Raw genomic sequence first — 24,533 nt, forward strand, 5'->3', positions numbered from 1 at the left:
CGATGGCCGCCGGTGCCATCAACTAGATATGGATAAACCGTGACCGTTTCTCTAAGTCGTCTCGAGCGTCAGCTCGGCTACACCTTCAAGGACCAGGAATTGATGGTCCTTGCCCTCACACATCGCAGCTTTGCAGGGCGCAATAACGAGCGCCTGGAATTCCTCGGTGACGCTATCCTCAATTTCGCCGCCGGCGAGGCGCTGTTCGAGCGCTTCCCCCAAGCGCGAGAAGGCCAGCTGTCGCGCCTGCGCGCACGCCTTGTGAAAGGCGAGACCCTGGCCGTGCTGGCCCGAGGCTTTGGCCTGGGCGAGTACCTGCGGCTGGGTTCCGGTGAGTTGAAAAGCGGCGGTTTCCGTCGCGAGTCAATCCTGGCTGATGCCCTGGAAGCCTTGATCGGTGCGATCTACCTCGATGCAGGCATGGAGACGGCCAAGGAGCGCGTTGTCGCCTGGCTGGCCTCGGAAATCGAAAGCCTGACGCTGGTAGATACCAACAAGGATCCCAAGACCCGCCTGCAAGAGTACCTGCAGTCCCGCGGTTGCGAACTGCCACGCTACGAAGTGGTGGATATCCAGGGCGAGCCCCATTGCCGGGTGTTCTTCGTGGAATGTGAAATCACTTTATTGAACGAAAAAAGCCGAGGTCAGGGTGTGAGCCGTCGTATTGCCGAACAGGTAGCGGCCGCTGCAGCACTGATTGCCCTGGGCGTGGAGAATGGCCATGACTGATTCAACCGCAACACGCTGTGGCTATGTTGCCATCGTCGGCCGCCCGAACGTGGGCAAGTCCACGCTGCTCAACCACATCCTCGGCCAGAAGCTCGCGATCACCTCGCGCAAGCCCCAGACCACCCGCCACAACATGCTGGGCATCAAGACCGAAGGCAACGTGCAAGCGGTGTATGTCGATACTCCTGGCATGCACAAAGGCGGCGAGAAAGCCCTGAACCGCTACATGAACAAGACCGCCTCGGCCGCGTTGAAAGACGTCGACGTGGTGATCTTCGTGGTCGACCGCACCAAGTGGACTGACGAAGACCAGATGGTCCTCGAGCGTGTGCAATACGTGACCGGCCCGTTGATCGTCGCGCTGAACAAGACCGACCGTATCGAAGACAAAGCCGAGCTGATGCCGCACCTGACCTGGTTGCAGGAACAACTGCCGAACGCCCAGATCATGCCGATCTCGGCCCAGCACGGCCACAACCTCGAAGCCCTGGAGCGCGTGATCGCCGGTTACCTGCCGGAAAACGAGCACTTCTTCCCGGAAGACCAGATCACCGACCGCAGCAGCCGCTTCCTTGCCGCCGAACTGGTCCGCGAGAAAATCATGCGCCAGATGGGCGCCGAGCTGCCGTACCAGATCACCGTCGAAATCGAAGAGTTCAAGCAGCAGGGCAAGACCTTGCACATTCATGCGCTGATCCTCGTCGAACGCGACGGCCAGAAGAAAATCATCATTGGCGACAAGGGCGAGCGTATCAAGCGCATCGGCACCGAAGCGCGCAAGGACATGGAGCTGCTGTTCGACTCCAAGATCATGCTCAACCTGTGGGTGAAGGTTAAGGGTGGCTGGTCCGATGATGAGCGTGCGTTGCGCTCTCTGGGCTATGGCGACCTGTAACGGGTTGCACAGTGACTGGCGGGCTTGCTGTGGCGAGGGAGCTTGCTCCCGCTGGGCCGCGGAGCGGCCCCAACAAGGTCGACGAGGTTTTTCAGGTATAACTCGGTGGCTGCTAGAGGGGCTGCTTCGCAGCCCAGCGGGAGCAAGCTCCCCTCGCCACACAAGCGCTCTCCTTCTTTAGAGATTCCCCGTCTCATGTCGCAATCCCCACCCCCCAGCCAACCCGCCTACGTCCTGCACAGCCGCGCCTACCGCGAAACCAGTGCGTTGGTGGACTTCCTCACGCCCCAAGGCCGACTGCGCGCAGTCTTGCGCAGCGCACGGGGCAAGGCGGGTACCTTGGCGCGGCCGTTCGTGGCGCTGGACGTGGAGTTTCGCGGCAAGGGCGAGCTGAAAAACGTCGGCCGCCTGGAAAGCGTTGGCACCTCGGCCTGGCTGAATGGCGATGCGCTGTTCAGCGGCCTTTACCTCAATGAACTGCTGATTCGCCTGTTGCCCGCCGAAGACCCGCACCCGGCGGTCTTCGATCACTACGCTGCCACCTTGCTGGCCCTCGCTGAAGGCCGTCCGCTGGAACCGCTGCTGCGCGCTTTCGAATGGCGCTTGCTCGACGACCTTGGCTACGGCTTCGAACTGGCCAACGACCTGCACGGGGAGCCCATCGCCGCCGATGGCATGTATCGCCTGCAAGTCGATGCGGGGCTTGAGCGTGTGTACCTGCTGCAGCCCGGCCTGTTTCAGGGCACCGAACTGCTGGCCATGAGCGAAGCCGACTGGCACGCTCCCGGTGCGCTGTCCGCCGCCAAGCGCCTGATGCGCCAGGCCCTGGCCGTGCACCTGGGCGGACGGCCGCTGGTCAGTCGCGAGTTGTTTCGAAAGCCCTGACGTCCCCGTGTATGCTGTGCACCGATTCTTTCCCTTTTCAGGAGCGCTTCCGTGACCACCAGCAATCGCATTCTTCTTGGCGTCAACATCGACCACGTCGCCACCCTGCGCCAGGCCCGGGGCACCCGTTACCCTGACCCGGTCAAGGCCGCGCTGGACGCCGAAGAAGCGGGCGCCGACGGCATCACCGTGCACCTGCGCGAAGACCGCCGCCACATCCAGGAGCGCGATGTACTGCTGCTCAAGGACGTGCTGCAAACCCGCATGAACTTCGAAATGGGCGTGACCGAAGAAATGATGGCGTTCGCCGAGCGCATCCGCCCGGCGCATATCTGCCTGGTACCGGAAACCCGCCAGGAGTTGACCACCGAAGGCGGCCTCGACGTCGCTGGCCAGGAAGCGCGGATCAAGGCGGCGGTGGAACGCCTGTCGCGGATCGGCAGTGAAGTCTCGCTGTTTATCGACGCCGACGAACGCCAGATCGAAGCCTCCCGCCGTGTCGGCGCCCCGGCCATCGAGCTGCACACTGGCCGTTATGCCGATGCCACCACGCCGACTGAAGTGGCCGATGAGTTGCAACGCATCATCGACGGCGTGAACTGCGGGCTCAACGAAGGCTTGATCGTCAATGCCGGCCATGGCTTGCATTACCACAACGTCGAAGCCGTGGCTGCGATCAAGGGCATCAACGAACTGAATATCGGTCACGCCCTGGTGGCGCACGCGTTGTTTGTCGGTTTCAAAGGCGCAGTGGCCGAGATGAAAGCCCTGATTCTGGCCGCTGCGAAGCACTGATAAACAATGAAGATCATTGTGGGAGCTGGCTTGCCTGCGATAGCGGAGCGTCAGTTTACGTATTCGTAGCTGGCCCACTGCAATCGCAGGCAAGCCAGCTCCCACACGATGAGTCTTCGGTGTTTTCAATGTGCGGCAATGCGAAGTCTTACTGTTTAGCCGACGCAGGTGTATCGTATCAGCCCTTTGCGGGCCCTTGGCCTGCGGCAGATACGCGAGGTTGTTGTGTCCCGATCCTTTTCCCGTCGACAAATCCTGGGTGGTCTTGCTGGCCTGGCCGTAGTAGGCGTCGGTGCCGGCGGTGGCTACCGCTACTGGCTGGGGAAAGTCGCTGAGTCCGAGGCGGGGCACGATTACGAGCTGATCGCCGCGCCCCTGGACGTAGAGTTGGTGCCGGGGCACAAGACCCTGGCCTGGGCGTTCGGCCCATCGGCGCCGGGCACCGAGTTGCGGGTGCGCCAAGGCGAATGGCTGCGGGTGCGCTTTATCAATCATCTGCCAGTCGCCACTACCATCCACTGGCACGGCATCCGCCTGCCGCTGGAAATGGACGGCGTGCCCTACGTCTCGCAATTGCCGGTGCTGCCTGGCGAATACTTCGACTACAAATTCCGCGTGCCCGATGCCGGCAGCTACTGGTATCACCCTCACGTGAGCAGCAGCGAAGAACTCGGCCGTGGCCTCGTCGGCCCGTTGATCGTGGAAGAGCGCGAACCCACCGGTTTCCAGTACGAGCGCACCTTGAGCCTGAAGAACTGGCACATCGACGAAGAGGGCGCATTTGTCGAGTTCAGCATCCCCCGTGAAGCGGCGCGTGGCGGCACGGCCGGGCGCCTCTCGACTATCAACGGCGTGCCCCAGGCGGTGATCGACCTGCCGGCTGGGCAAATCACCCGCGTGCGCCTACTCAACCTCGACAACACCCTGACTTATCGCCTCAATATTCCTGGCGTCGAAGCGCAGATCTATGCCCTGGACGGTAACCCCATCGAGCCGCGCCCGTTGGGCAAGGAATATTGGCTGGGCCCGGGCATGCGCATTTGCCTGGCGATCAAGGCGCCACCGGCGGGCGAAGAACTGTCGCTGCGCAACGGCCCGGTGCGCCTTGGCACCTTCCGCTCTGTCGCCAATACCGACGCGCCTACCGCATGGCCACCGGCATTGCCGGCCAACCCGGTTGCCGAGCCAGACCTGGCCAATGCCGAGAAACTCAACTTCAATTTCGAATGGGTCGGCTCAGTGTCGGTCAACGTCGAAAACGGCAAGCCGCCGAGCCTGTGGCAGATCAACGGCCAGGCCTGGGACATCACCGACAAGACCTGTGCCGACCGCCCGATTGCCAAGCTGGAGAAGGGCAAGAGCTACATTTTCGAATTGAAGAACATGACCCAATACCAGCACCCGATCCACCTGCACGGGATGAGCTTCAAGGTGCTTGCGTCCAACCGCCACAAGGTGATCCCGTATTTCACCGACACCTATCTGCTGGGCAAGAACGAACGCGCCCGCGTGGCCTTGGTGGCGGATAACCCAGGGGTGTGGATGTTCCATTGCCATGTGATCGACCACATGGAAACCGGCCTGATGGCCGCCATCGAGGTGGCGTGATGCGCCAGATTCGTCCCGCCGCGATTATCGACCGCAGCCGCGACCAGGACTTTATGCGCGAAGCCCTGGCGCTCGCCGCCCAAGGCGCTGCATTGGGCGAAGTGCCGGTGGGTGCGGTGCTGGTGCAGGGCGGTGAAATCATCGGCCGCGGCTTCAACTGCCCCATCAGTGGCAACGACCCCAGCGCCCATGCCGAAATGGTCGCGATCCGCGCCGCTGCTCAGGCGATCAGCAACTATCGGCTGGTGGGCAGCACGCTGTACGTGACGCTGGAACCGTGCAGCATGTGCGCGGGTTTGATCGTGCATTCGCGGGTTGCGCGTGTGGTGTATGGCGCGCTGGAGCCGAAGGCGGGCATCGTGCAAAGCCAGGGGCAGTTTTTTACCCAGGGTTTTCTAAACCATCGGGTGTTGTTTGAGGGCGGGGTATTGGCCGAGGAGTGTGGGGCTGTCCTGAGCGAGTTCTTCAAAGCCCGACGAGCTAAACCGTGATGATCGTTCCCACGCTCTGCGTGGGAACGCAGCACAGGACGCTCTGCGTCCCAAAGCGTGACGTAGAGCGTCACAAGAGGCATTCCCACGCAGAGCGTGGGAACGATCATAGTGGTGTCATTTACGAGCGATGATCACCGCCCGCATCGGCGCCGGCAGCCCTTCAATGGTCTTGCTGTGATCCTCAGGGTCCAGGAAATCACTCAGCGACTGATACTTCATCCACTGCGTTCCACGCTGCTCCTCAACCGTGGTCACGCTCACATCCACGCACCGCACATCACTGAACCCGGCCCGGCGCAGCCACAGCATCAACGCCGGTACCGACGGCAGGAACCACACGTTGCGCATCTGGGCATAACGGTCTTCTGGCACCAGCACTTGTTGTTGGTCGCCTTCCACCACCAATGTTTCCAACACCAACTCGCCGCCCTTGACCAGGGTGTCCTTCAACGCCAGCAAATGCTCGATGGGCGAGCGGCGGTGGTAGAACACGCCCATGGAAAATACCGTGTCAAAGCCTTCCAGGTTCGCCGGCAAGTCTTCGAACGGGAACGGCAAGTGCCAGGCCTTGGGCTCGGACAAGTAGCGCTGCACCGCCTGGAACTGGCAGAAGAACAGCCAGTTGGGGTCCACGCCAATCACGCTGTCGGCCCCGGCGCCGAGCATGCGCCACATGTAGTAGCCGTTGCCGCAGCCCACATCGAGGATGCGCTTGCCTTTGAGGTCCAGGTGCGGCGCGACCCGCGACCACTTCCAGTCCGAACGCCACTCGGTGTCCACATGCACGCCGAACAGATGGAACGGGCCTTTGCGCCAGGGGCTCAGGCCCATCAGCGCCGTGTGCATCTGCGCGCGGGTGGCGTCGTCGCAATCGGTGTCCAGCACCAGGCCGTTGAGCAAATCTACGCTGTTGGGCTGGATCTTCGGCAGCGCATCCAAGGCGCTCTGCCAGCGCTCCAGGTCGCCATGGCCTTTTTCCATCTTGCTATCGAGCTGCGCTTGCAGGCCCTGGGCCCACACGGCCAAAGGAGTGCCTACCAGGTGGCGGGCGAGGGGGGACAAATCAATCATGGCAAGGCAATCAACGAGGCAAAGTTAAGACACTGGAACCACGGCACGACTTTCGAGAACCCGGCCGCCAGCAGGCGTTCGCGGTGTTCTTCGAGGCTGTCGGGCTTCATGACGTTTTCGATGGCGCTGCGCTTCTGGGCGATTTCCAGCTCGCTGTAGCCGTTGGCGCGCTTGAAGGCGATATGCAGGTCGGTCAGCAGCGCGTGCTCTTCAACATCGTTAAAGCGCAGCTTTTCCGAGAGGATCAAGGCCCCGCCCGGCAGCAGCGCCTGGCGAATGCGCCCCAGCAACGCCAGGCGCTCCTGGGGGGCGATAAATTGCAGGGTGAAGTTCAGGGCCACCACCGAGGCGGGCTTGAATTGCAGGGCGAGAATATCGCCCTCGATCACCTCCACGGGCAGCAACTCCTGGAACATCGAGTCCTGGCCATTGAGGTATTCGCGACAGCGCTCGACCATCGCGGCGGAGTTGTCCACGGCGATCACCCGGCAACCCTCGGTGCGTACATGGCGGCGCAGGGCTTGGGTCACGGCCCCCAGGGAAGAGCCCAGGTCATACAGCACGCTGTGGGGCTGGGCAAATTGCGCGGCCAGCACGCCGAGGTTCTCGACGATGGTGGGGTAACCCGGCACCGAGCGCTTGATCATGTCCGGGAACACCCGCACCACATCCTCGTTAAAGGCGAAGTCCGGCACCTGGGGCAGGGGCTGGGCGAATAGGCGATCGGGTTCTTTGCTCACGGTTGTTCCGGCGACGGTGGGGGAAAGGCCGGCATTTTAGCCAAGTTGGCCCTCGGATGCGCGGGTTGTCTGATGGAAAGCCGAGGCGGTGATGCCCCATTGCCCGAGCCAGTAGGTGGCGATCAGCAAATACGGCGCTGCCTCGAACGCCAGCACAAACCGATTGATGCCGATCAGCGCGTCGGAAACCACAAACGACACCGCACCCGCCGCCGCCAGCCACGCTGAACGCTTGGGCACCTCGCTGCCCAGTCGCGCCAACGCACGCCAGAGCATGGCGCTGATCACCAGCGCGTAAACCACCACCGGTATCAAAAGCTCACCGAGGCCGTGGGAGATCAGGATGCTCAGCAAGATTGCGCCTACGCCGAGGGCCAGCACCAGCGGCAGCAGCGCCAAGCGCCGACAGTCACTGAAATAGGCTTTGAGATAGGCCAGGTGCGCGAACAGAAACGCGCCCAGGCCAAAGATAAACAGGTCGCCTGGCCAGGCAAGTAGCACGTCGCCCACCACGGAAAAAATCAACCCCAGGCTGATCCAGCGTCGATACTCGGTGGGCGGCGCGTCATGCAGCCAACCCAGCAGCGCCAGCACCGGCAGTGGCTTGACCAGCAGGCACAGCAGCGTCGCATGGGTCGCCAGGCCATAGACAAAGGTGCCGGCGCCCATCAAGGCAAGGATCAGCCATGGCATATCAGTTCACCGTAATGGCGCAGTCAAAGGTTTCGACAGGTTCGGCCTCCGGCTCCCAAGGTTGCTGGGATGTCAGGCGCAAACGCCCTTGCCCTGCGGCAAACGCCTGGAAGCGCCAGGTGGACTGGCCGCCCCCGCCGATCACGCCGGACTCGGTGCTGCTGTAGACCTCGGGGCTCAAGGCGCGCAACACGCCGCCGGCGGAGTCCTGGATGGCCCAGCGGTAACCGGTGGTGGGGTTGCTGGGCAGGGTGAGGATCAGGTTTTGCCCGTTTTTAAGCTGGAGCGGGCAGGCGCTCTGGTTGTCCACGCTGACGTTTTGCTTGGGGGCACTGGCGCATCCGGCCAGCAGGGCAAGGCTCAAGGGGAGAAACAGGCGGGCAGCGGTCATGAAGGCTCCGTTAATACACGACGAAGGGGGAGCATAACCGAAGATGAGACAAGGTGTGACAAGGTGGGGTTTTGCGTTGGCCGATCGTTCCCACGCTCTGCGTGGGAACGTTGCCTTGGACGCTCCGCGTCCGCTTTGTGACGCGGAGCGTCACGGGATGTATTCCCACGCAGAGCGTGGGAATGATCAGGTCTGGATATTTATCAGAAGAGCACCTTCGCCACATCCGCAAACCGCTTGGCAAAGTGCACCGTCATCCCTTCCTTCAAATAGTCCGGCAACTCTTCAAAGCTGCCACGGTTGGGCTCCGGCAAGATCAACTCGTGAATCTTCTGGCGCCGCGCCGCAATCACCTTCTCGCGCACCCCGCCAATCGGCAGTACATGCCCGGTCAAGGTCAGTTCGCCGGTCATCGCCACGCCTTTTTTCGGCGGTTGGTTGCGGGCCAGGGACAGCAACGCACTGGCCATGGTCACGCCGGCGCTCGGGCCGTCTTTCGGCGTGGCGCCTTCCGGCACGTGCAAGTGCACGAAGGCTTCGTCGAAGAACTTCGCATCGCCGCCAAACGACTTCAGGTTGGAACTGATGTAGCTGTAGGCGATTTCGGCGGACTCTTTCATCACTTCACCCAACTGCCCGGTGAGCTTGAAGCCGCGGTTGAGCGTGTGGATGCGCGTCGCTTCGATCGGCAAGGTGGCGCCGCCCATGCTGGTCCACGCCAGGCCGGTAATCACGCCGGTGCCGGACAGCACTTGCTCATTACGGAATACCGGCATGCCCAGGGAGCTTTCCAGGTCCTTGTTGCCGATCTTGATCACCGAGTCAGGCTCATCCAGCAGTTTTACCACCGCCTTGCGCACCAGTTTGCCCAGCTGTTTCTCCAACTGACGCACGCCGGCCTCTCGCGCATAACCGTCGATCAAGGCGCGCAAGGCACCGTCGCTGATGGTCAGGCTGTTTTTGGCCACGCCGGCTTTTTCCAACTGCTTGGGCCACAAGTGGCGCTTGGCGATGGCGACTTTTTCTTCGGTGATATAGCCCGACAGGCGAATCACTTCCATGCGGTCCAGCAACGGACCGGGGATTGAGTCCAGGGTGTTGGCGGTGCACACGAACAGCACTTTGGACAGGTCCAGGCGCAGGTCCAGGTAATGGTCGAGGAATTCGACGTTCTGCTCCGGGTCCAGGGTTTCGAGCAGCGCCGACGCCGGGTCGCCCTGGAAGCTCTGGCCCATCTTGTCGATCTCGTCGAGCATGATCACCGGGTTCATCACTTCCACGTCTTTCAACGCCTGCACCAGCTTGCCAGGCAGGGCGCCGATGTAGGTGCGCCGGTGGCCCTTGATCTCGGCCTCGTCGCGCATGCCGCCGACACTGAAGCGATAGAACGGCCGCCCCAGGGATTCGGCGATGGACTTGCCCACACTCGTCTTGCCCACGCCCGGCGGGCCTACCAGCAATACGATGGAACCGGCGACTTCGCCCTTGTAGGCGCCCACCGCTAGGAATTCGAGGATGCGGCTCTTGATGTCATCCAGGCCCGCATGGTGCTTGTCGAGCACTTTGCGCGCGTGCTTGAGGTCGAGTTTGTCTTCTCCGTACACGCCCCACGGCACCGAGGTGGCCCAGTCCAGGTAGTTGCGCGTGACGGCGTATTCCGGCGAACCGGTTTCCAGGATCGACAGTTTGTTCAGTTCTTCATCAATGCGTTTTTTCGCTTGCGCCGGCAGCACTTTGCCTTGCAGGCGCTGTTCGAACTGTTCGACATCGGCGCTGCGATCGTCCTTGGTAAGGCCCAACTCCTGCTGGATGACCTTGAGTTGTTCCTTGAGGAAGAACTCACGCTGGTGCTCGCCGATCTTGCGGTTTACCTCGGCGGAGAGTTCTTTTTGCAGGCGCGCGACTTCCACCTCTTTGCGCAGCATCGGCAGCACTTTTTCCATGCGCTTGAGCATGGGCACGCAGTCCAGCACTTCCTGCAGCTCATTACCTGTCGCCGAGGTGAGGGCGGCGGCAAAGTCAGTGAGCGGCGACGGGTCGTTGGGGCTGAAGCGGTTGAGGTAGTTTTTCAACTCTTCGCTGTACAGCGGGTTGAGGGGCAGCAGTTCCTTGATCGCATTGATCAGCGCCATGCCGTAGGCCTTGACCTCATCGGTCGGCTCGCTGGGCTGGTGCGGGTATTCGACTTCCACCAGGTAAGGTGGGCGGTGGTGCTTGAGCCAGGTCTTGATGCGCACGCGGGTCAGGCCCTGGGCGACGAACTGCAGCTTGCCGTTCTCGCGGCTGGCGTGGTGCACCTTCACCAGGGTGCCGTACAGCGGCAGGGCGGAGGTGTCGAAGTGCCGTGGGTCTTCGGGCGGCGTGTCCATGAAAAACAGCGCAAGGGAATGGTGGTCGGATTTGCTCACCAGCTCCAGGGTTTCGGCCCAGGGTTCTTCATTGACGATCACCGGCAACACTTGTGCCGGAAAAAACGGCCGGTTGTGGATCGGGATGATGTAGACCTTGTCCGGCAGGTTTTGCCCAGGCAGGGCCAGGCCAGTATTGGACGAGGTGGTTTCAGCGTTTTCGGGGTCGGCGTAATCGTTGAGGTCGTAATCTGGAAATTCTTGCTGGTCGCTCATGGGGCACCTGCATCAGTAAGTATGCAGGTTAGATGGGGCGGGGTTGCGGTGGTTTCAATGGGGGGGCGTCGTTAGCAACAATTTGCATGAAATAACGGGAGGGTTGCGGTCAACGTACTTTACCCCTCCGCTTTTCGAACTGATCGTCAATAATGTGACGGCTAGACCCAGCTTTTATTGGGTTTACTTATCCCCAGTCCCAGCTAACCTGCTTTAATAAAATTCCCCATAAAAAAGGATGTTTTTTTGACGCCGGTTAGCAGTCGGCAGGGACGCGTATGACACAAGGAAAGCACGGCCAAGAGCGACGAGCGCGGCCCGAGGGCGCGGCCATGCACTGGCGCCACACGTTTCAGACCCGCATAGCCGGGGTGCTGGCGCTGTTGTTGCTGGTGGTCGTGGCCGCCACCTATTTTGCCGTGCACGCTGCCACCACCCGTGCGGTGGAGAATCAGGCCGACGTACAGTTGAACACCGGGCGGCAGGTGTTCGAGCGCCTGCTGGACCTGCGCGGGCGGCGCTTGCAGTACGGGTTGGACTGGCTGACCGCCGATGGGCCGTTCAAGCAGGCGGTGGCCGGCGGCCGGACGGTGCCGATCCTGGAGGCCCTGGGCACCCATGGCACCGGGGTCAGTTCCAGCGAAGTGGTGGTGCTGGGCCTGGATGACAGGGTCATGGTCAGTACCCTGCTGGTGCAGACGCGGGGCCAGTTGTTCCCGTATGCCGATGCCTTGCGCAAGGCGCGGCGCAGCGGCCAGCAAATGTTGATCGTCGCCATGGCCGGGCGCCCCTATTTGCTGGTGCAAAAAGATGTGCTCGGGCCTGTGCCGATCGCACGCGTGGTCATGGGCTTTCCCATGGACACGCAATTCGCCCATGAACTGCGCTCCATGAGCAACCTGGAGGTGTCGTTCCTCAGTGTGCAGGACGGCCATCTCGGTCAGCTGTTCACCACCCACCCTGGCAATTGGCGCCCAAGCATTATCAGCCTCTTGCATGGCACGCAGGTCGATCCTGAGGCGAAGATCCAGCTGTTCCATGGCCAGCGTGTGCTCAGCCAAGTGTTGCCCTTGGCCAACAGCGGCGAAGGCGATGAAGTGCGCGTGTTGCTGCAAAGCCCGCTGGACCATGCGCTGGAATCCTTCGCGCCGCTGGACCGGCAGTTCATGGGGATTGCCCTGGCGGTGCTGCTGGTCTCGCTGGCGGTGGCCTTATTCCTGGCGCGGCGAGTGTCACGCCCGCTCAATGCGCTGGTGCAAGCCGCTGAACGGATCGGGGCCGGTGACTACCGCACCCCGGTGCGGGTGCGCAGCCACGACGAGTTCGGCCTGCTGGCGCGGGCGTTCAATGCCATGCAAAGCGGCATCGCCCTGCGCGAACGGCAACTGGCCCACAATGCCTTGCATGACCCGCTCACCGGATTGCCCAACCGTGCCTTGGCCATGGAGCGCCTGGGCAGTGCGATCAGCGCACGGCGGTCGGTGGTGTTGCTGTACGTGGGGATTGAAAACTACCGAGTCATCAACGAAGGGTTCGGCCCCGAAGGTGTCGAGCACATGTTGTGCGAGGCCAGCCGCTGCTTGTCCAGCAGCCTGTTGGCCAGCGACACCGCCGCGCGCATCGCCGGCAGTGAGTTTCTGTTGTTGCTGGAAAACACCGAGATCGACTCTGCCGTGGCCCGCGCCGACCAGTTGCATGGGGCGTTGACCGAACCCCTGCGCATCGGCAATGACGAAGTGCGCCATGAGGTGAGTATCGGCATCGCCGCGTACCCTGCTGATGGGCAGCAGGTGGAAGAGTTGATCAACCGCGCGGCCATCGCCCGGCACGACGCGGCCAACCTGCCGGGGCATTTGCAGATCTACCAACCGGACCGCGACCTCGCCCACCAACGCCAGATCACCCTGATTCGCGACTTGCGCCGCGCCGTGATCGAAGGCGAGTTGTTCCTGTGCTACCAACCCAAGCTCGACCTGCGGCACGGGCACGTGGGCCAGGCCGAAGCCTTGCTGCGCTGGCAACACGCGACGCTGGGGCAAGTGTCTCCGGGGGAGTTCATTCCGTTGGCCGAACGCACTGGCAGCATGGGTGCCCTGACCCTGTGGGTGATCGAGGAAGCCATCCGCCAGATTGCCGAATGGGCGCAGCGTGGGCTGGTTATCCAGCTGTCGGTGAATATCTCCGTGAACGACTTGGCGGATGATGACTTGGCCATTCGCGTCACCGCGCTATTGGCCCAATACCATGTGGGCGCCGAGCATTTGATTTTCGAGATTACCGAGAGCGCCATTATGCACAACCCGCAGCAGGCCCTCAGCGTGCTGGAGCAGCTGCGCAATTGCGGGATCAGCCTGTCGGTGGATGATTTCGGCACCGGTTACTCCTCCCTCGCACAGTTGCAGCGCCTGCCGGTGCAAGAGCTGAAGATCGACCAGTCCTTTGTGCGCAACCTCGACAGCACCAGCGGCGACGGGGTGATCGTGCGCTCCACCATCGAGATGAGTCATAGCCTGGGGCTCAAGGTGGTCGCCGAGGGCGTGGAGTTCGAACACAGCCTCACCTTGCTCAAACGCTGGAACTGCGACACGGCCCAGGGCTACCTGATCAGCCGCCCGCTCAATGCCATGGCGTTCGAGCGGTGGATGCGGCGTGAGCAGGTGCCAACCTAGACAGTTTGACTGTGGCGAGGGAGCTTGCTCCCGCTGGAGTGCGAAGCGCTCCCAGGATCTTGGGGCCGCTGCGCAGCCCAGCGGGAGCAAGCTCCCTCGCCACAGGGGGGCTACTTTGGCAGCGTTCAAGCGACCAGGGCTTGCAATCGCACCCACAACCTTTGGACATGCTGATGCTCGGTGCCCAGCGCGCCGATGGACACCCTCACCATCCAGCGCTCATCGAGGATGGCGGGGGTGACGTAACCATCGCCTGACTGGTTGAGTTTTTCTGCCCAGGCTCGCGTGTGATGGTCCAGTGCCTGGCCTTCCAAACCCGGCGGTTCATGGCGAATGCACAGGGTTTGCAAGGCGGGCGTGGCCACCAGTGTCCAGTGCTCAGTGGCTTCGATCTGCTCTGCCAGCCAGCGCGCATTGGCCAGGTCTCGCCGCAACCGCGCTTGCAGGCCGCTGACGCCTTGCTCGCGTATCAGGAACCACAACTTCAAGGCGCGGAAACGGCTGCCCAGGGAGATCCGCCAGTCACGGTAGTTTCGCACTTGGCCGTCTGCGCTGGACTGCAGGTAACTCGGGTTGGTGGTCATGATGCGAATCAAATGCTCGGGGTCGCGCACGAAGTACACCGAGCAATCGAAGGCCGCGCCCAGCCATTTGTGCGGGTTGAGCACTAGGGAGTCAGCCTTTTCGATGCCATCCCATAAGGCCCGGCATTCCGGCAGGATCATCGCGGCGCCGGCCATGGCCGAGTCCACATGCAGCCACAGGCCGTAGCGTTGGGTGAGGTCGCCAATGGCCTCCAGGGGGTCGATCGCCATGGCGGCCGTGGTGCCGGTGGTGGCAATCACCACGCAGGGCGTGTTGCCGGCGGCCAGGTCCTGTTCGATGGCGTGCGCCAGTGCCTGGGGCGACATTGCATGGTGTGCGTCGGTGGCGATGGTGCGGATATGGTTCTGGCCGAACCCGGCCAGGATCGCCGCCTTGTTGACCGAGCTGTGGGCATGGGCTGAGGTGTAGACGATCAGGGGCGCGCTGCTGTTTTGCAGGCCGTTGTGCATCAGCGCGTAATCGGAGCTGCGTTCCCGGGCGCTGATAAGCGCCACCAGCGTGGAGGTGGACGCAGAGTCCTGGATCACACCGCTCCACGTGCGGCCCAGGCCGAGCATGTCGCGCAGCCAGTCGGTGGTGACTTCCTCTATTTCGGTGAGAGCCGGACTGGATTGCCAGGACAACCCAATCACACCCAGGCCGGTGCTCAGGCAATCGCCCAGCACTGAGGACAGTTCCACATTGGAAGGGAAGAACCCGAAGAAACTGGGATGCTGCCAATGCAGCAAGCCGGGCATGATCAGTTTTTCGACGTCGCCCATGATCTGTTCGAACGGTTCGGCCGTGTCAGGCGGGCTGGCCGGCAGGGCAGCTTTGATCTCGCCAGGTCGGGTGGTGGGCTGCACGCCGCGTTGTTCGATGTTCTGTCGGTAGTCTGCAATCAGGTCGATCATGGCATAGCCATGTTGGCGGAATTCTTCGGGGGTCATAGATAAACGTCCATGTGCACGAGCAATAAAAGTATTAGCACCAGAAGTAAAACGGTTCGCCGGGGGTATAGCCGATAAACGACTGCATGCTGACGCGTTTTCCCGAATCGAACCCGCAGATGGCGTGGGGGCAGCGGGTATTGATGAGCACCAGTTCGTTCTTGCGTGGGCGGATGCGCAGCGGTTTTTGTAAACACTGTTCGGGCAGTTGGGCACCCTCGAAGCGCTTGACCTCGTCATAGCTAAAGGCTTGGGTGTCCCAGATGATCAGCTCGCCCCCCGAAGGCGGTGTTTGCAGGTAGATATTGGCGCTGAATTGATGCTGCAGTTCAGCAATTGTGCGGGGCAGGCAATCCACATGGGGCACCGTTTCCGAGAGGTGCGCCGTCTCCGGGAACATGACGCGGATGATCCCGCAAAACATCGGTCGGCCCTGGAACGAAGCGGCTGTTGCACCTTGCGGCCAGAGCGCCTGGAACTGTTCCATCAGCTGTTGAATGGGCGGTTTTTGCGGCGCACAGAGACTGTCGATAAGGCCGCGCATACGGGCCGCGTCTGCATAATATTTCTGTTGGGCGTCACCGCCGGCGGCCTTGCCGTACGTGGAGTTGAACGGGGTGCCCCAGCGATGCACACCATAGAAGTGCTGAACGACGCGCCCCGCTTCGTAGGTTTCATGGCCGTAGTGTTCCAGCGTGGCGGTATCGTCGATGGCCTGAATCAACCGTGCGCTGGTGGTTGCGTTGGCAAATTCAGGTACCCGAATGGCAAGCACTTGGCCACTGATGAGTTTTTTCAAACTGGCAGTATTGAGGTGTTCAAGTTCCAGGATTTTTGTGGGGGTGGAAAGAAACGGTTTTGTAGCGACATGGTCCGTCATGCAGTGAAGCTCCCTTTAAAGTTTTATCCGTACGCCTTTTGTATTACGCAGGGCGTGCGCACTAAATTAGTTTTAAAGGGTTGAGGGGAAACGCTGGGGCATTATCAGCAGGCAAAAAAAAAGCGGCTGCCCGTTCGGGCCGCCGCTTTTTTACCGCCAGCGCTACTTAATCCGGCAGTTTGAACGCCATTACATAATCACCCTGCTTGGTCCCCAGGGAACCGTGACCGCCCGCCATGACCAGCACGTATTGCTTGCCGTCCTTGCCGGTGTAGGTCATCGGGGTGGTTTGCGCGCCTGCAGGCAGGCGGCCTTCCCACAGTTGCTTGCCGTTTTTCACGTCATAGGCACGCAGGTACTGGTCCAGGGTGCCGCTGAGGAACGCGACGCCACCGGCGGTGGTGAACGTACCGCCCAGGCTAGGCACGCCCATGGTCAGTGGGATTGGAACCGGCGAGCTGTCACGCACGGTGCCGTTCTTGTGCATCCAGATGGTCTGGTGGGTGGTCAGGTCGACCGCCGCCACGTAGCCCCAGGCCGGTGCCTGGCACGGCAGGCCCATCGGCGACAGCAGTGCTTCAAGGATCACACCATACGGGGCGCCTTTGTTCGGCTGCACGCCTTCGGTTTCGCTGACGCGTGGGCCTTGCTTGGCAATGTCGGCAGCCGGGATCAGCTTCGATTTGAACGCCATGTAGCTTGGGTTCACGAAGGCGATCTGGCGCACCGGGTCAACCGAGATACCGCCCCAGTCGAACACGCCGAAGTTGCCTGGGTACACGATCGAACCTTGCAGGGACGGCGGGGTGAACGGGCCGTCGTAGCGCATGGATTTGAAATCGATCCGGCACAGCATCTGATCGAACGGTGTCACGCCCCACATGTCGCGTTCTTTCAACGGCGGCGGCATGAAGTTCAGGTCGGACTTGGGTTGGGTAGGGGAGGTGCGGTCGCCCGCCACTGCGCCCTGTGGCACCGGGATTTCATTGACGGGCACCACTGGCTGGCCAGTGGCGCGGTCCAGCACGTAGATGCTGCCTTGCTTGGTCGACGCCATCACCGCTTGCTTCACGCCCGCAGCGGTCTTGATGTCGATCAGCGAAGGCTGGCCGCCCACGTCCATGTCCCACAGGTCGTGGTGGGTGAACTGGAAGGTCCACTTCACGTGGCCGGTGTCAATGTCCAGGGCGGTCAGGCCCGCGGCGTACTTCTCGGACTCATCGGTACGGTCGCCGCCGTACTGGTCGGGCATCTGGTTGCCCATCGGCAGGTAGAGCATGCCGAGTTTTTCATCCACGGCGAACATGGACCACATGTTCGGCGAGTTGCGGGTGTAGGTCTTGCCCTCGGCCAACGGGGTGGTGTCGTCCGGGTTGCCGCTGTCCCAGTTCCACACCAGCTTGCCGGTGTGCACGTCGAACGCGCGGATCACGCCGCTTGGCTCGTCGATGGAAACGTTGTCGGTCACGTGACCGCCGATCACGACCAGGTTCTTGGTCACGGCCGGTGGCGACGTGGAGTAGTAACCGCCTGGGGCGAAGCTACCGATGTTGGCACGCAGGTCGACCTGACCTTTGTCACCGAAGTCTTCGCACATCTTGCCGGTGTCGGCGTTCAGGGCGATCAGGCGGGTGTCGGCGGTCGGCACGAAGATGCGTTTCGGGCAGGCATTCGGAGCGGCGGCCGGGCTGGCAGTGCCAGTCGGGCTCTGCTCGGAAGTGTAGGCGGCGTCATCGTGGTACGACACGCCACGGCAGGTCATGTGCGCCCAACCTTTGAAGCTCTCAGCACCCTGGGTGGTGATTTTCGGGTCGAAACGCCAGATTTCCTTGCCGGTATCCGGGTCCAGGGCAATCACTTGGCTGTGCGGTGTGCACACGTAGAGCATGCCATTGACTTTCAGCGGGGTATTTTCGGCGGTGGTTTCACCGGGATCGCCTGGGCCAGGGATGTCGCCAGTGCGATAAGTCCACGCCGGCACCAGCTTATGGGCATTCTCCGGGGTGATCTGTGCCAGTGGCGAGTAACGGTCACCGAAGGCCGAGCGGCCATAGGAGTTCCAGTCGCCATCGGCCTGGGTTGGCGCAGCGCTGGCCATACCCGGCACCGCGTCGCGGTCCAGTTGGCCGGTCTTGACCATTTCACCTGGGTTGGTGAATTGGCTGGCCAGGGCGGTCGCGCCCGCCAGCACCACGGCAACGCTCAGCGCGCCAGTGCCCAGCGGTGCGGCTTGGCCACGCAGCAATGGCCGACGAAACCACGGCAGCAGCATGACGATGCCGAGGGCGAACAGCAGGGCCAGACGCGGCACCAGTTGCCACCAGTCCAGGCCCACTTCCCACAGGGCCCACACGGTGCTGGCAAACAACACCAGTGCATACAGGCCCAGCGCGGCGCGGCGAGTGGCCAGCAGCAATACGCCGGTCACGGCAATGCCGATACCGGCCAGCAGGTAGTACAGCGACCCGCCGAGCATACTCAGCTTGACGCCACCGGCCAGCAAGGCCAGCCCCATGATCAGCAGCAAGACCCCCAGCAGCCTGGGCAACAGGCGGCTTGGGCTTGAGGCACCATCAGTGCTCATAGTGTGTTTCTCCGTTACGTTGGAATTATGTAACCCCGTGCTTCACTCACTGTAGATGACGATTCGGCTCGGGCTTGGTTCATCGTTATTTTTGGTTTTTTCTGTGGATAACCTGGTTATCCACAGGCGGGCAATCAATCCCCTGGCGCAGGTCGATTCAAGACAGCGCTGTCTTTGTGCAGGAAGAAATTCGGCAAAGGGAGTCGACCGGGAGGTGAAGCGTTTCAGATTGTTGCGAAGGATAATGCGGCGGGGCGTTTTGAGAAAGGGTGAATCGCAAGATGCATCATTTCAGTTTTGGTAACAGTGACAGATAGTCGCTGCAATACCGATCAGTCACGCGAACGCAATGCTCAACGCGACAACGATCAAATGTGGGAGCTGGTTTGCCTGCGAAGACGTCGGTCCAGCAAACAGTGATGTTGACTGACCCAGCGCTTTCGCGGGCAAGCCCGCTCCCACAAAGGATTTGCGGTGATGATTAGAAGGTAGTGCGAACCCCGAACTGCACGCTTCTACCTGGCGCCGGTGCGATGTCGCGCAGGATCGAGCTGGCATAGCGCACGGTCTGGTTGGTCAGGTTCTCGCCATTGACGAACGCCAGCCACTGGCTGCCGCCCACATTGAAGCGATACCCCGCGCTGGCGCCGAGGGTGGTGTAGCCATCGGTGCCGCTTTCGTTATCCGGCACACGCCCTTGGCCTGCGGCATGTTCCACGTCGATACGCGCTTGCCAGCGATCCAGTTCCCACAGCAAGCCGCTGTTCAAACGCAATGGCGCAATGCGCGGCAAGGCTTCGCCGGTGTCCAGGTTGGTGGCGCGGGTGTAGTCGCCCGACAGTTCCAGCGCAAACTTACCGTAGGCGCCTTCGCCGAGCTTCCAGTGATCCTGGGCTTCGAAGCCGGCGAAACGTGCGCGCACACCAGAATATTCGTACTCGGGAATACCTCCCGCGTCCTCTTCGCCTTCATCGTTCAGGGTACGACCCGTGCCCAACAAGCCGATGTAATTGGAGAAGTGGCTATAGAACACGCCGAAGCTGCCCTTGTGGGTGCCGTTGTCAAAGCGCAGGGCCAGGTCGCTGGACACGGCCTTTTCTTTCTTCAGGTTGGCATCGCCCAACTCGTAGGTACCGGTGGCAACGTGGGCGCCGTTGGCGTACAGCTCGTAAAAGGTCGGCGCGCGTTCGGTGTAGCCGAGGGTGGCAGCCAGGGACCAGATCGGCGTGAGGGTGTACACCGCACCTGACGACAGGCTACCGGCGGTGAAGTCACTGCTCTTGTCGGCATTGGCAAAACGCTCGTTGCCTTTGGCGTTCGGGTCGACGCTGGTGTGTTCCAGGCGTGCGCCGAGGCTGAGTTTCAGGCGTTCGGTGGCTTGCATTTCTTCGAGGATAAACAGCGCGCCGGCGTTGGTGTCGGTCTGCGGCACGAAGGCTTCTTCGCCCAGGGCCGAGAACTCGTTGCGGGTCACTTGGGCGCCGACCACGCCATCGAATGGGCCAATCGGCTGGTGACGAGCTTCCACCCGCGCTTCATAGCCTTTGTTCTTGAAGGTGGTGCCGGTTTCACCGCCTTCGATTTCGCGGTGTTCGTAGTCGGTGTACCCGGCGTCGATTTTCACCGAGGTAAACGGCCCTTGCAGGTTGCGGATCTCGGAGGCAAAGGCGTAGTGGTCCTGTTTCATGCGGATGCGCACATCCTGCTCGGCGGGTGAGCCGTAGTTACTGTCGTAATTACTGTAGGACAGCCCGGCATAACCATCGTCCCAGGTGTAGGAACCGCCCACCGCGCCACCGTCCTGGCGCCCATTGCTGTTACCCAGGCGCCCGTTTTTGCCGGGTCCGTTTTCGCTTTCCGGCGCGTGGCGGCTGCGGGCATAGCCTGGGATTTTAAGGTCGTTGAACTCGCGCGCATTGGCATCCAGGTGCAAGGCGAAGGTGCCGTTGCCGGCTTCCAGCTTGCCGGCGCTGCTGCGGGTGGTGTCGGCGCCGCCGTAGCGCAACTCGCCAGCGCCATGGATGCCTTCGATGGCTTCGGTGGGGATGCGATTGTCGAAGGTGTTGACCACCCCACCGATGGCGCTGCCGCCGTACAGCAGGGCTGCCGGGCCCCGCACGATTTCGATGCGGTCAACGTTGATCGGGTCCAGTGGCACCGCGTGGTCGTAGGACAGCGACGAGGCATCCAGCGCCCCCACGCCGTTACGCAGGATGCGAATGCGGTCGCCATCCTGGCCGCGAATGATTGGGCGGCTGGCCCCCGGGCCAAAGTACGAAGACGACACGCCCGGCTGCTTGTTCAGGGTTTCACCGAGGCTGCCTTTTTGTTGCAGGGTCAGGTCATCGCCTTCCAGCACGGTGGTGGGCGAGGCGAGTTGTGTGCTGCCCAGCGGGTTGCCGGTGACTACTTGGGGTGGCAGTTCCAGGGCATGGGCCTGGGAGCCAATCAACAGGGCGGCGGCGAGGGGCGACAAGCGCCAGAGAGAAGGCAGCGACATCGGATATTCCTGGGCAAAGTGACTGATAACTTAAGTTACAATATAACATCTCTTTTCTGTGAAAAAGGGGAACTTTTCCTGGCGGGCTATATTCAATGCGATGCTTCCACCTGCTCGCCCCGTCGGCTAAGGTGCGCGGCTGTGTTCCTCTTTTTGCAAAAGGCCCGGCATGACCGCGACAAGCAACGACCCGCTCCACGGTGTGACCCTGCAGCACGTGCTCACCACCCTGGTGGAACATTACGAGTGGAGCGGCTTGGCCGAGCGCATTGATATCCGCTGCTTCAAGAGTGACCCGAGCATCAAGTCGAGCCTGACTTTCCTGCGCAAAACCCCGTGGGCGCGGGAAAAGGTCGAAGCTTTGTACGTCAAGCTGATGCGTACCAAGCGCCCCCTGGATTGAAAGCATGAAGCGCTTTGTCGCGACGGCAGCCTTGGCCGGTTGGGTGGGGTTGGCTATCCAGCAATACCTGATTCTCTATTCGCGCTGGGCCAGTGGCGCGAGCTTGCTGGGCGGCCTGATCAGTTTCTTCAGCTTCTTCACCGTTCTGACCAATACCCTGGTGGTCGTGGTGCTCAGCTACTCACTGGTCAAGCGCGACTCAGCCGCCAAGCGGTTCTTCCTCGCGCCTCGCATCAGTAGCGCGATTGCCGCGAGCATCGTGGTGGTGAGCCTGGCCTACAACCTGCTGCTGCGGCATCTGTGGAGCCCGCAAGGCTTTCAATTTATCGCCGATGAATTGCTGCACGACGTCATGCCGTTGTTGTTTGTGGTGTATTGGTGGCGGTGCGTGCCCAAGGGTACGTTGCGGCTCAAACACATTGCCGGCTGGGTGATCTACCCATTGGTGTACTTCGGTTATGTGCTGCTGCGGGGGCATATGCTCGGGCAGTATCAGTACCCGTTCATGGATGTGGACAGCCTCGGTTATCCACAAGTGTTTGTGAATGCCGGAGGGATTTTGGCAGGGTTTATCGTCATTGGGCTGGTGATCGTTGGCCTGGACAAGCGCCTCAAATCACCCTCGATTTAAAGTGAGCACCATTAAGGTGGGAGCTGGCTTGCCTGCGATAGCATCACCTCGGTGTACCTGATAAACCGAGGTGCTTGCATCGCAGGCAAGCCCCACCTTTATTCTTCGTCGCTGCCTTCGGCACGCCAGTAACCCACGGCCTTGAGGTATTCCTCGTTGACCTTGTGCGCATCCAGCAGCACCCGCCGTACCTGGCGCGACAGCTTGGTTTCGGTGGCGACGAAGCTGTACAACGCCCCGCTAGGCAGCGTCAGGTTGCGCACCACGTCGAGCAGGTCATCCTGGCCGCGCATCACCCAAATAATCTCGACGTCCGCCGCGCTTTGCAGCGCTTGTTGCTCCGCCGCATCGGCGATTTCAATCACCGCCAGCACCTTGCGCCCGGCCGGCAGTTCTTCCAGGCGTCGACCGATGGCGGGCAGGGCGGTTTCGTCGCCGATCAGCAGGTAGCTGTCGAAAATGTCCGGCACGATCATCGAGCCTCGTGGCCCGCCGATATACAGGTGCTGACCGACCTGCGCCTGCTCGGCCCAGGTAGACGCAGGGCCATCGCCATGCAGCACGAAGTCGATATCCAGCTCGCCGATTTTCAGGTCGTAGCGTCGTGGCGTGTAGTCGCGCATGGCCGGTTGCGGGCCGTCGCCCTTGATGGCGAACGTCGGGCTTTCCAGCGCCGCTTGCTCGGCGGCGTTCTGCGGGAACAGCAGCTTGATGTGATCGTCGCTGCCCAGGCTGACAAAGCCCGCTAGCTCAGGCCCGCCCAGTGTGATGCGGCGCATGCGCGGGGTGATGTCCACCACCCGCAGCACTTCCAGGCGGCGGCGTTTTATTTCATGGGTTACGCGGTGAATAGCTTGTGTGTTCATTGGTCTGTCCCGTCGGCAATGGCTTGGGCGGTGCGATTGAGCAGCGCCGCAACACGAACGATTTCCTGCGGGCTCCAGTGCCCGTTGTGCGAATGCAAGGCATGGCGCAGGTTATGCACCGCTTCGTGGATTTCAGGTGGGCGGTCGTGGCCGCGCAGTGAGCGTTTGCTGACGTCGATGCGCATGCGCACGCCGTCCAGAGCAACGGCCTGCTCACTTAGAAAGAGACGACCGGCGTCGGTGATTGTGTAGTGCTTTTTCCCGCCTTCGGCATTGCCGCTGATCAGCTCGCTTTCTTCGAGGAAGGTCAAGGTCGGGTAGATCACGCCGGGGCTGGGGCTGTAGGCGCCGTCGAACAGGCTTTCGATGCGGCGGATCAGGTCGTAGCCGTGGCATGGTTGTTCGGCGATCAGCGCCAGCAGCAGTAATTTCAGATCACCCGGTGCGAAGACGCGAGGACCGCGACCGCCACGTTTTTCGAATTCACCGCGAGGTTCGTTTCTCATGCAGTCTCTCCAGACAGGTTTAGATATAACTTAAGATATATCTTAACGTGACGATAGGGCTTGGCGACCAACGGTCGTCGGCGCCTTTTCCGGCAGAGGACCTTGGAATACGTGGAATACGATTAATTTTAGAGTCATAACTTTAATTAGAGTTTAAACTCAGTTAAGTTTATGTCCGGCAGCTTGTTTGTGGTATTTTTCTGAGCGAAAGTTCTTTTGGTTGGCCCTGTTTTTTGTGTTGTAGTCTTGTTCTTACAGCTACTTTGAAAGTTTTGGCAAAGTGCCATGTTTTTCTCTCAATCCCTGATTAATAGGGCTACGCAGGCGTGAGAGGTTGCCTGCATACCTACTGTTGTTTTGAGTTGATCATTGTTTGGCGTTGCAACTAACGGCGGCGCGTTCGTTGTTAAGGCGGTTACTTGGCGACGAATCACTCAATGTTGATAACTACAGGTATTGACCATGTTCAAGAAGTTCGCGATTGCTGTTCCCCTGGCTGTTATGGCGCTGTCCTCCTCGGTAACAGCTTTTGCTGCCGGTGAAGCCAGCCACACCGTCAACATGAAGGCCACCATCCCGACTACCGTGTTCCACGCCCAGCCGCGTGACCCGAACTGGGGTCGCGATGAAACCATGACCTACAACCTGGTCAGCGGTGAGCTGGCGCCGTTGAGCGCCATCTACGACATCAAGAACACCAATGGTTCGGTTCACGCCTACATCGAAGGCGGCCCGGCCGTGCTGTTCAATGGTGACCCAAGCCAGAACATCCCGCTCACCACCACCCTCAATGGTGTGACCCTGACCGGCACCCCACAGGAAGTGGTCAACGAAGCCGACTCCACCCCAGGCGTAGGTGCGGAGATGCGCATCGTCGCAGCCAAGCCTTCGGCGACTCAGCGCGGTTCGTACACCTCCGTGATGCCAGTGGTCTTCGACGCGGTACTGCCAGTAGCGCCTTGATGCCACTTAATGCCCGCTTGGCGCGGGCATGACTTTTCAGGTCGGCGAATTCCTCCTCCGTTCGCCGGCCT

Annotated in this window: 21 protein-coding genes; 10 read left to right on the forward strand and 11 right to left on the reverse strand. The window is 61.3% G+C overall.

Annotated elements, in window-relative coordinates; genetic code table 11:
• Positions 1 to 39: 39 nt before the first annotated feature.
• The 6 genes from rnc to tadA all read left to right on the forward strand — a co-directional run bounded on the left by rnc (position 40) and on the right by tadA (position 5,403).
• A complete protein-coding gene (gene rnc, locus JFT58_RS06600; protein ID WP_003188856.1) occupies positions 40 to 729 on the forward strand; it encodes a ribonuclease III in 690 nt (229 codons plus the stop codon).
• Positions 722 to 1,624 carry a GTPase Era gene (gene era / locus JFT58_RS06605; protein WP_005785147.1) on the forward strand — a complete coding sequence of 301 codons (903 nt, stop codon included), beginning with the start codon at positions 722 to 724 and terminating at the stop codon, positions 1,622 to 1,624. Before rnc ends, era begins: the two co-directional genes overlap by 8 nt.
• A 195-nt stretch (positions 1,625 to 1,819) precedes the next feature.
• Complete coding sequence (gene recO, locus JFT58_RS06610; protein WP_034128656.1) at positions 1,820 to 2,509, forward strand: DNA repair protein RecO; 690 nt, start codon at positions 1,820 to 1,822, stop codon at positions 2,507 to 2,509.
• A gap of 51 nt (positions 2,510 to 2,560) precedes the next feature.
• Positions 2,561 to 3,304, forward strand: a complete 744-nt coding sequence (gene pdxJ, locus JFT58_RS06615; RefSeq protein WP_003188860.1) for a pyridoxine 5'-phosphate synthase — start codon at positions 2,561 to 2,563, stop codon at positions 3,302 to 3,304.
• 225 nt (positions 3,305 to 3,529) lie between these two features.
• On the forward strand, positions 3,530 to 4,912 hold the full coding sequence (locus JFT58_RS06620; protein ID WP_054897758.1) for a multicopper oxidase family protein: 1,383 nt from the start codon (positions 3,530 to 3,532) through the stop codon (positions 4,910 to 4,912).
• Entirely contained in the window at positions 4,912 to 5,403 is a 492-nt protein-coding gene (gene tadA / locus JFT58_RS06625) for a tRNA adenosine(34) deaminase TadA (RefSeq protein ID WP_054897751.1), read from the forward strand. The genes JFT58_RS06620 and tadA overlap by 1 nt, the downstream gene beginning before the upstream one ends.
• Positions 5,404 to 5,520: 117 nt before the next feature.
• On the opposite strand, the gene cmoB is transcribed toward tadA, so the two are convergent.
• The 5 genes from cmoB to lon form a co-directional block, all read right to left on the reverse strand.
• Positions 5,521 to 6,477: a tRNA 5-methoxyuridine(34)/uridine 5-oxyacetic acid(34) synthase CmoB gene (gene cmoB, locus JFT58_RS06630; RefSeq protein WP_054897752.1), complete on the reverse strand. Its 957-nt coding sequence runs from the start codon at positions 6,475 to 6,477 to the stop codon at positions 5,521 to 5,523.
• Positions 6,474 to 7,217 carry a carboxy-S-adenosyl-L-methionine synthase CmoA gene (cmoA, locus tag JFT58_RS06635; RefSeq protein WP_047712669.1) on the reverse strand — a complete coding sequence of 248 codons (744 nt, stop codon included), beginning with the start codon at positions 7,215 to 7,217 and terminating at the stop codon, positions 6,474 to 6,476. Before cmoA ends, cmoB begins: the two co-directional genes overlap by 4 nt.
• A 36-nt stretch (positions 7,218 to 7,253) precedes the next feature.
• The gene (locus JFT58_RS06640) at positions 7,254 to 7,910 is read right to left on the reverse strand and encodes a lysoplasmalogenase (protein ID WP_054897753.1); all 657 of its coding nucleotides are present in this window, start codon (positions 7,908 to 7,910) and stop codon (positions 7,254 to 7,256) included.
• Position 7,911: 1 nt separating this feature from the next.
• Complete coding sequence (locus JFT58_RS06645) at positions 7,912 to 8,301, reverse strand: protease inhibitor I42 family protein (protein WP_054897754.1); 390 nt, start codon at positions 8,299 to 8,301, stop codon at positions 7,912 to 7,914.
• 203 nt (positions 8,302 to 8,504) lie between these two features.
• The gene (lon, locus tag JFT58_RS06650; protein ID WP_054897755.1) at positions 8,505 to 10,925 is read right to left on the reverse strand and encodes an endopeptidase La; all 2,421 of its coding nucleotides are present in this window, start codon (positions 10,923 to 10,925) and stop codon (positions 8,505 to 8,507) included.
• Between the two features lie 332 nt (positions 10,926 to 11,257).
• On the opposite strand from lon, the gene JFT58_RS06655 reads away from it, so the two are divergent.
• Entirely contained in the window at positions 11,258 to 13,594 is a 2,337-nt protein-coding gene (locus JFT58_RS06655; protein ID WP_054897756.1) for a putative bifunctional diguanylate cyclase/phosphodiesterase, read from the forward strand.
• A 125-nt stretch (positions 13,595 to 13,719) separates the two neighbouring features.
• On the opposite strand, the gene JFT58_RS06660 is transcribed toward JFT58_RS06655, so the two are convergent.
• The 4 genes from JFT58_RS06660 to JFT58_RS06675 all read right to left on the reverse strand — a co-directional run bounded on the left by JFT58_RS06660 (position 13,720) and on the right by JFT58_RS06675 (position 21,093).
• On the reverse strand, positions 13,720 to 15,129 hold the full coding sequence (locus JFT58_RS06660; RefSeq protein WP_054897677.1) for a pyridoxal phosphate-dependent decarboxylase family protein: 1,410 nt from the start codon (positions 15,127 to 15,129) through the stop codon (positions 13,720 to 13,722).
• A 34-nt stretch (positions 15,130 to 15,163) separates the two neighbouring features.
• The gene (locus tag JFT58_RS06665; protein WP_103299318.1) at positions 15,164 to 16,009 is read right to left on the reverse strand and encodes a 2OG-Fe(II) oxygenase; all 846 of its coding nucleotides are present in this window, start codon (positions 16,007 to 16,009) and stop codon (positions 15,164 to 15,166) included.
• 166 nt (positions 16,010 to 16,175) lie between these two features.
• Entirely contained in the window at positions 16,176 to 18,593 is a 2,418-nt protein-coding gene (locus JFT58_RS06670) for a glucose/quinate/shikimate family membrane-bound PQQ-dependent dehydrogenase (protein ID WP_054897679.1), read from the reverse strand.
• 481 nt (positions 18,594 to 19,074) lie between these two features.
• Positions 19,075 to 21,093 (reverse strand): TonB-dependent receptor, encoded by a 2,019-nt coding sequence (locus JFT58_RS06675; RefSeq protein WP_054897680.1) that lies wholly within the window; start codon positions 21,091 to 21,093, stop codon positions 19,075 to 19,077.
• A 169-nt stretch (positions 21,094 to 21,262) separates the two neighbouring features.
• Between JFT58_RS06675 and JFT58_RS06680 the strand changes: the two genes are divergently transcribed.
• Both JFT58_RS06680 and JFT58_RS06685 read left to right on the forward strand, forming a co-directional pair.
• The gene (locus JFT58_RS06680; protein WP_054897681.1) at positions 21,263 to 21,496 is read left to right on the forward strand and encodes a VF530 family DNA-binding protein; all 234 of its coding nucleotides are present in this window, start codon (positions 21,263 to 21,265) and stop codon (positions 21,494 to 21,496) included.
• A gap of 4 nt (positions 21,497 to 21,500) precedes the next feature.
• On the forward strand, positions 21,501 to 22,127 hold the full coding sequence (locus tag JFT58_RS06685) for a Pr6Pr family membrane protein (protein WP_054897682.1): 627 nt from the start codon (positions 21,501 to 21,503) through the stop codon (positions 22,125 to 22,127).
• A 98-nt stretch (positions 22,128 to 22,225) separates the two neighbouring features.
• Here JFT58_RS06685 and JFT58_RS06690 read toward each other — a convergent pair whose 3' ends face one another.
• On the reverse strand, positions 22,226 to 22,993 hold the full coding sequence (locus tag JFT58_RS06690; protein WP_103299320.1) for a siderophore-interacting protein: 768 nt from the start codon (positions 22,991 to 22,993) through the stop codon (positions 22,226 to 22,228).
• A complete protein-coding gene (locus JFT58_RS06695) occupies positions 22,990 to 23,499 on the reverse strand; it encodes a PadR family transcriptional regulator (protein WP_034127994.1) in 510 nt (169 codons plus the stop codon). Before JFT58_RS06695 ends, JFT58_RS06690 begins: the two co-directional genes overlap by 4 nt.
• Before the next feature lie 462 nt (positions 23,500 to 23,961).
• Here JFT58_RS06695 and JFT58_RS06700 point away from each other — a divergent pair, with 462 nt between their 5' ends.
• Complete coding sequence (locus JFT58_RS06700; protein WP_054897684.1) at positions 23,962 to 24,462, forward strand: CS1 type fimbrial major subunit; 501 nt, start codon at positions 23,962 to 23,964, stop codon at positions 24,460 to 24,462.
• The last annotated feature ends 71 nt before the right edge of the window (positions 24,463 to 24,533 follow it).

The sequence above is a fragment of the Pseudomonas sp. MF6767 genome (assembly GCF_016405475.1).
GTDB classification, from domain to species: domain Bacteria; phylum Pseudomonadota; class Gammaproteobacteria; order Pseudomonadales; family Pseudomonadaceae; genus Aquipseudomonas; species Aquipseudomonas paracarnis.

What these genes read in the sequence shown, in the direction of transcription:
- era (WP_005785147.1), top strand. Translation starts at nt 722, where the DNA reads ATGACTGATTCAACCGCAACACGCTGTGGCTATGTTGCCATCGTCGGC.
- recO (WP_034128656.1), top strand. Translation starts at nt 1,820, where the DNA reads ATGTCGCAATCCCCACCCCCCAGCCAACCCGCCTACGTCCTGCACAGC.
- tadA (WP_054897751.1), top strand. Translation starts at nt 4,912, where the DNA reads ATGCGCCAGATTCGTCCCGCCGCGATTATCGACCGCAGCCGCGACCAG.
- cmoB (WP_054897752.1), bottom strand. Translation starts at nt 6,477, where the DNA reads ATGATTGATTTGTCCCCCCTCGCCCGCCACCTGGTAGGCACTCCTTTG.
- JFT58_RS06640 (WP_054897753.1), bottom strand. Translation starts at nt 7,910, where the DNA reads ATGCCATGGCTGATCCTTGCCTTGATGGGCGCCGGCACCTTTGTCTAT.
- JFT58_RS06645 (WP_054897754.1), bottom strand. Translation starts at nt 8,301, where the DNA reads ATGACCGCTGCCCGCCTGTTTCTCCCCTTGAGCCTTGCCCTGCTGGCC.
- lon (WP_054897755.1), bottom strand. Translation starts at nt 10,925, where the DNA reads ATGAGCGACCAGCAAGAATTTCCAGATTACGACCTCAACGATTACGCC.
- JFT58_RS06655 (WP_054897756.1), top strand. Translation starts at nt 11,258, where the DNA reads ATGCACTGGCGCCACACGTTTCAGACCCGCATAGCCGGGGTGCTGGCG.
- JFT58_RS06660 (WP_054897677.1), bottom strand. Translation starts at nt 15,129, where the DNA reads ATGACCCCCGAAGAATTCCGCCAACATGGCTATGCCATGATCGACCTG.
- JFT58_RS06665 (WP_103299318.1), bottom strand. Translation starts at nt 16,009, where the DNA reads ATGACGGACCATGTCGCTACAAAACCGTTTCTTTCCACCCCCACAAAA.
- JFT58_RS06670 (WP_054897679.1), bottom strand. Translation starts at nt 18,593, where the DNA reads ATGAGCACTGATGGTGCCTCAAGCCCAAGCCGCCTGTTGCCCAGGCTG.
- JFT58_RS06675 (WP_054897680.1), bottom strand. Translation starts at nt 21,093, where the DNA reads ATGTCGCTGCCTTCTCTCTGGCGCTTGTCGCCCCTCGCCGCCGCCCTG.
- JFT58_RS06680 (WP_054897681.1), top strand. Translation starts at nt 21,263, where the DNA reads ATGACCGCGACAAGCAACGACCCGCTCCACGGTGTGACCCTGCAGCAC.
- JFT58_RS06685 (WP_054897682.1), top strand. Translation starts at nt 21,501, where the DNA reads ATGAAGCGCTTTGTCGCGACGGCAGCCTTGGCCGGTTGGGTGGGGTTG.
- JFT58_RS06690 (WP_103299320.1), bottom strand. Translation starts at nt 22,993, where the DNA reads ATGAACACACAAGCTATTCACCGCGTAACCCATGAAATAAAACGCCGC.
- JFT58_RS06695 (WP_034127994.1), bottom strand. Translation starts at nt 23,499, where the DNA reads ATGAGAAACGAACCTCGCGGTGAATTCGAAAAACGTGGCGGTCGCGGT.
- JFT58_RS06700 (WP_054897684.1), top strand. Translation starts at nt 23,962, where the DNA reads ATGTTCAAGAAGTTCGCGATTGCTGTTCCCCTGGCTGTTATGGCGCTG.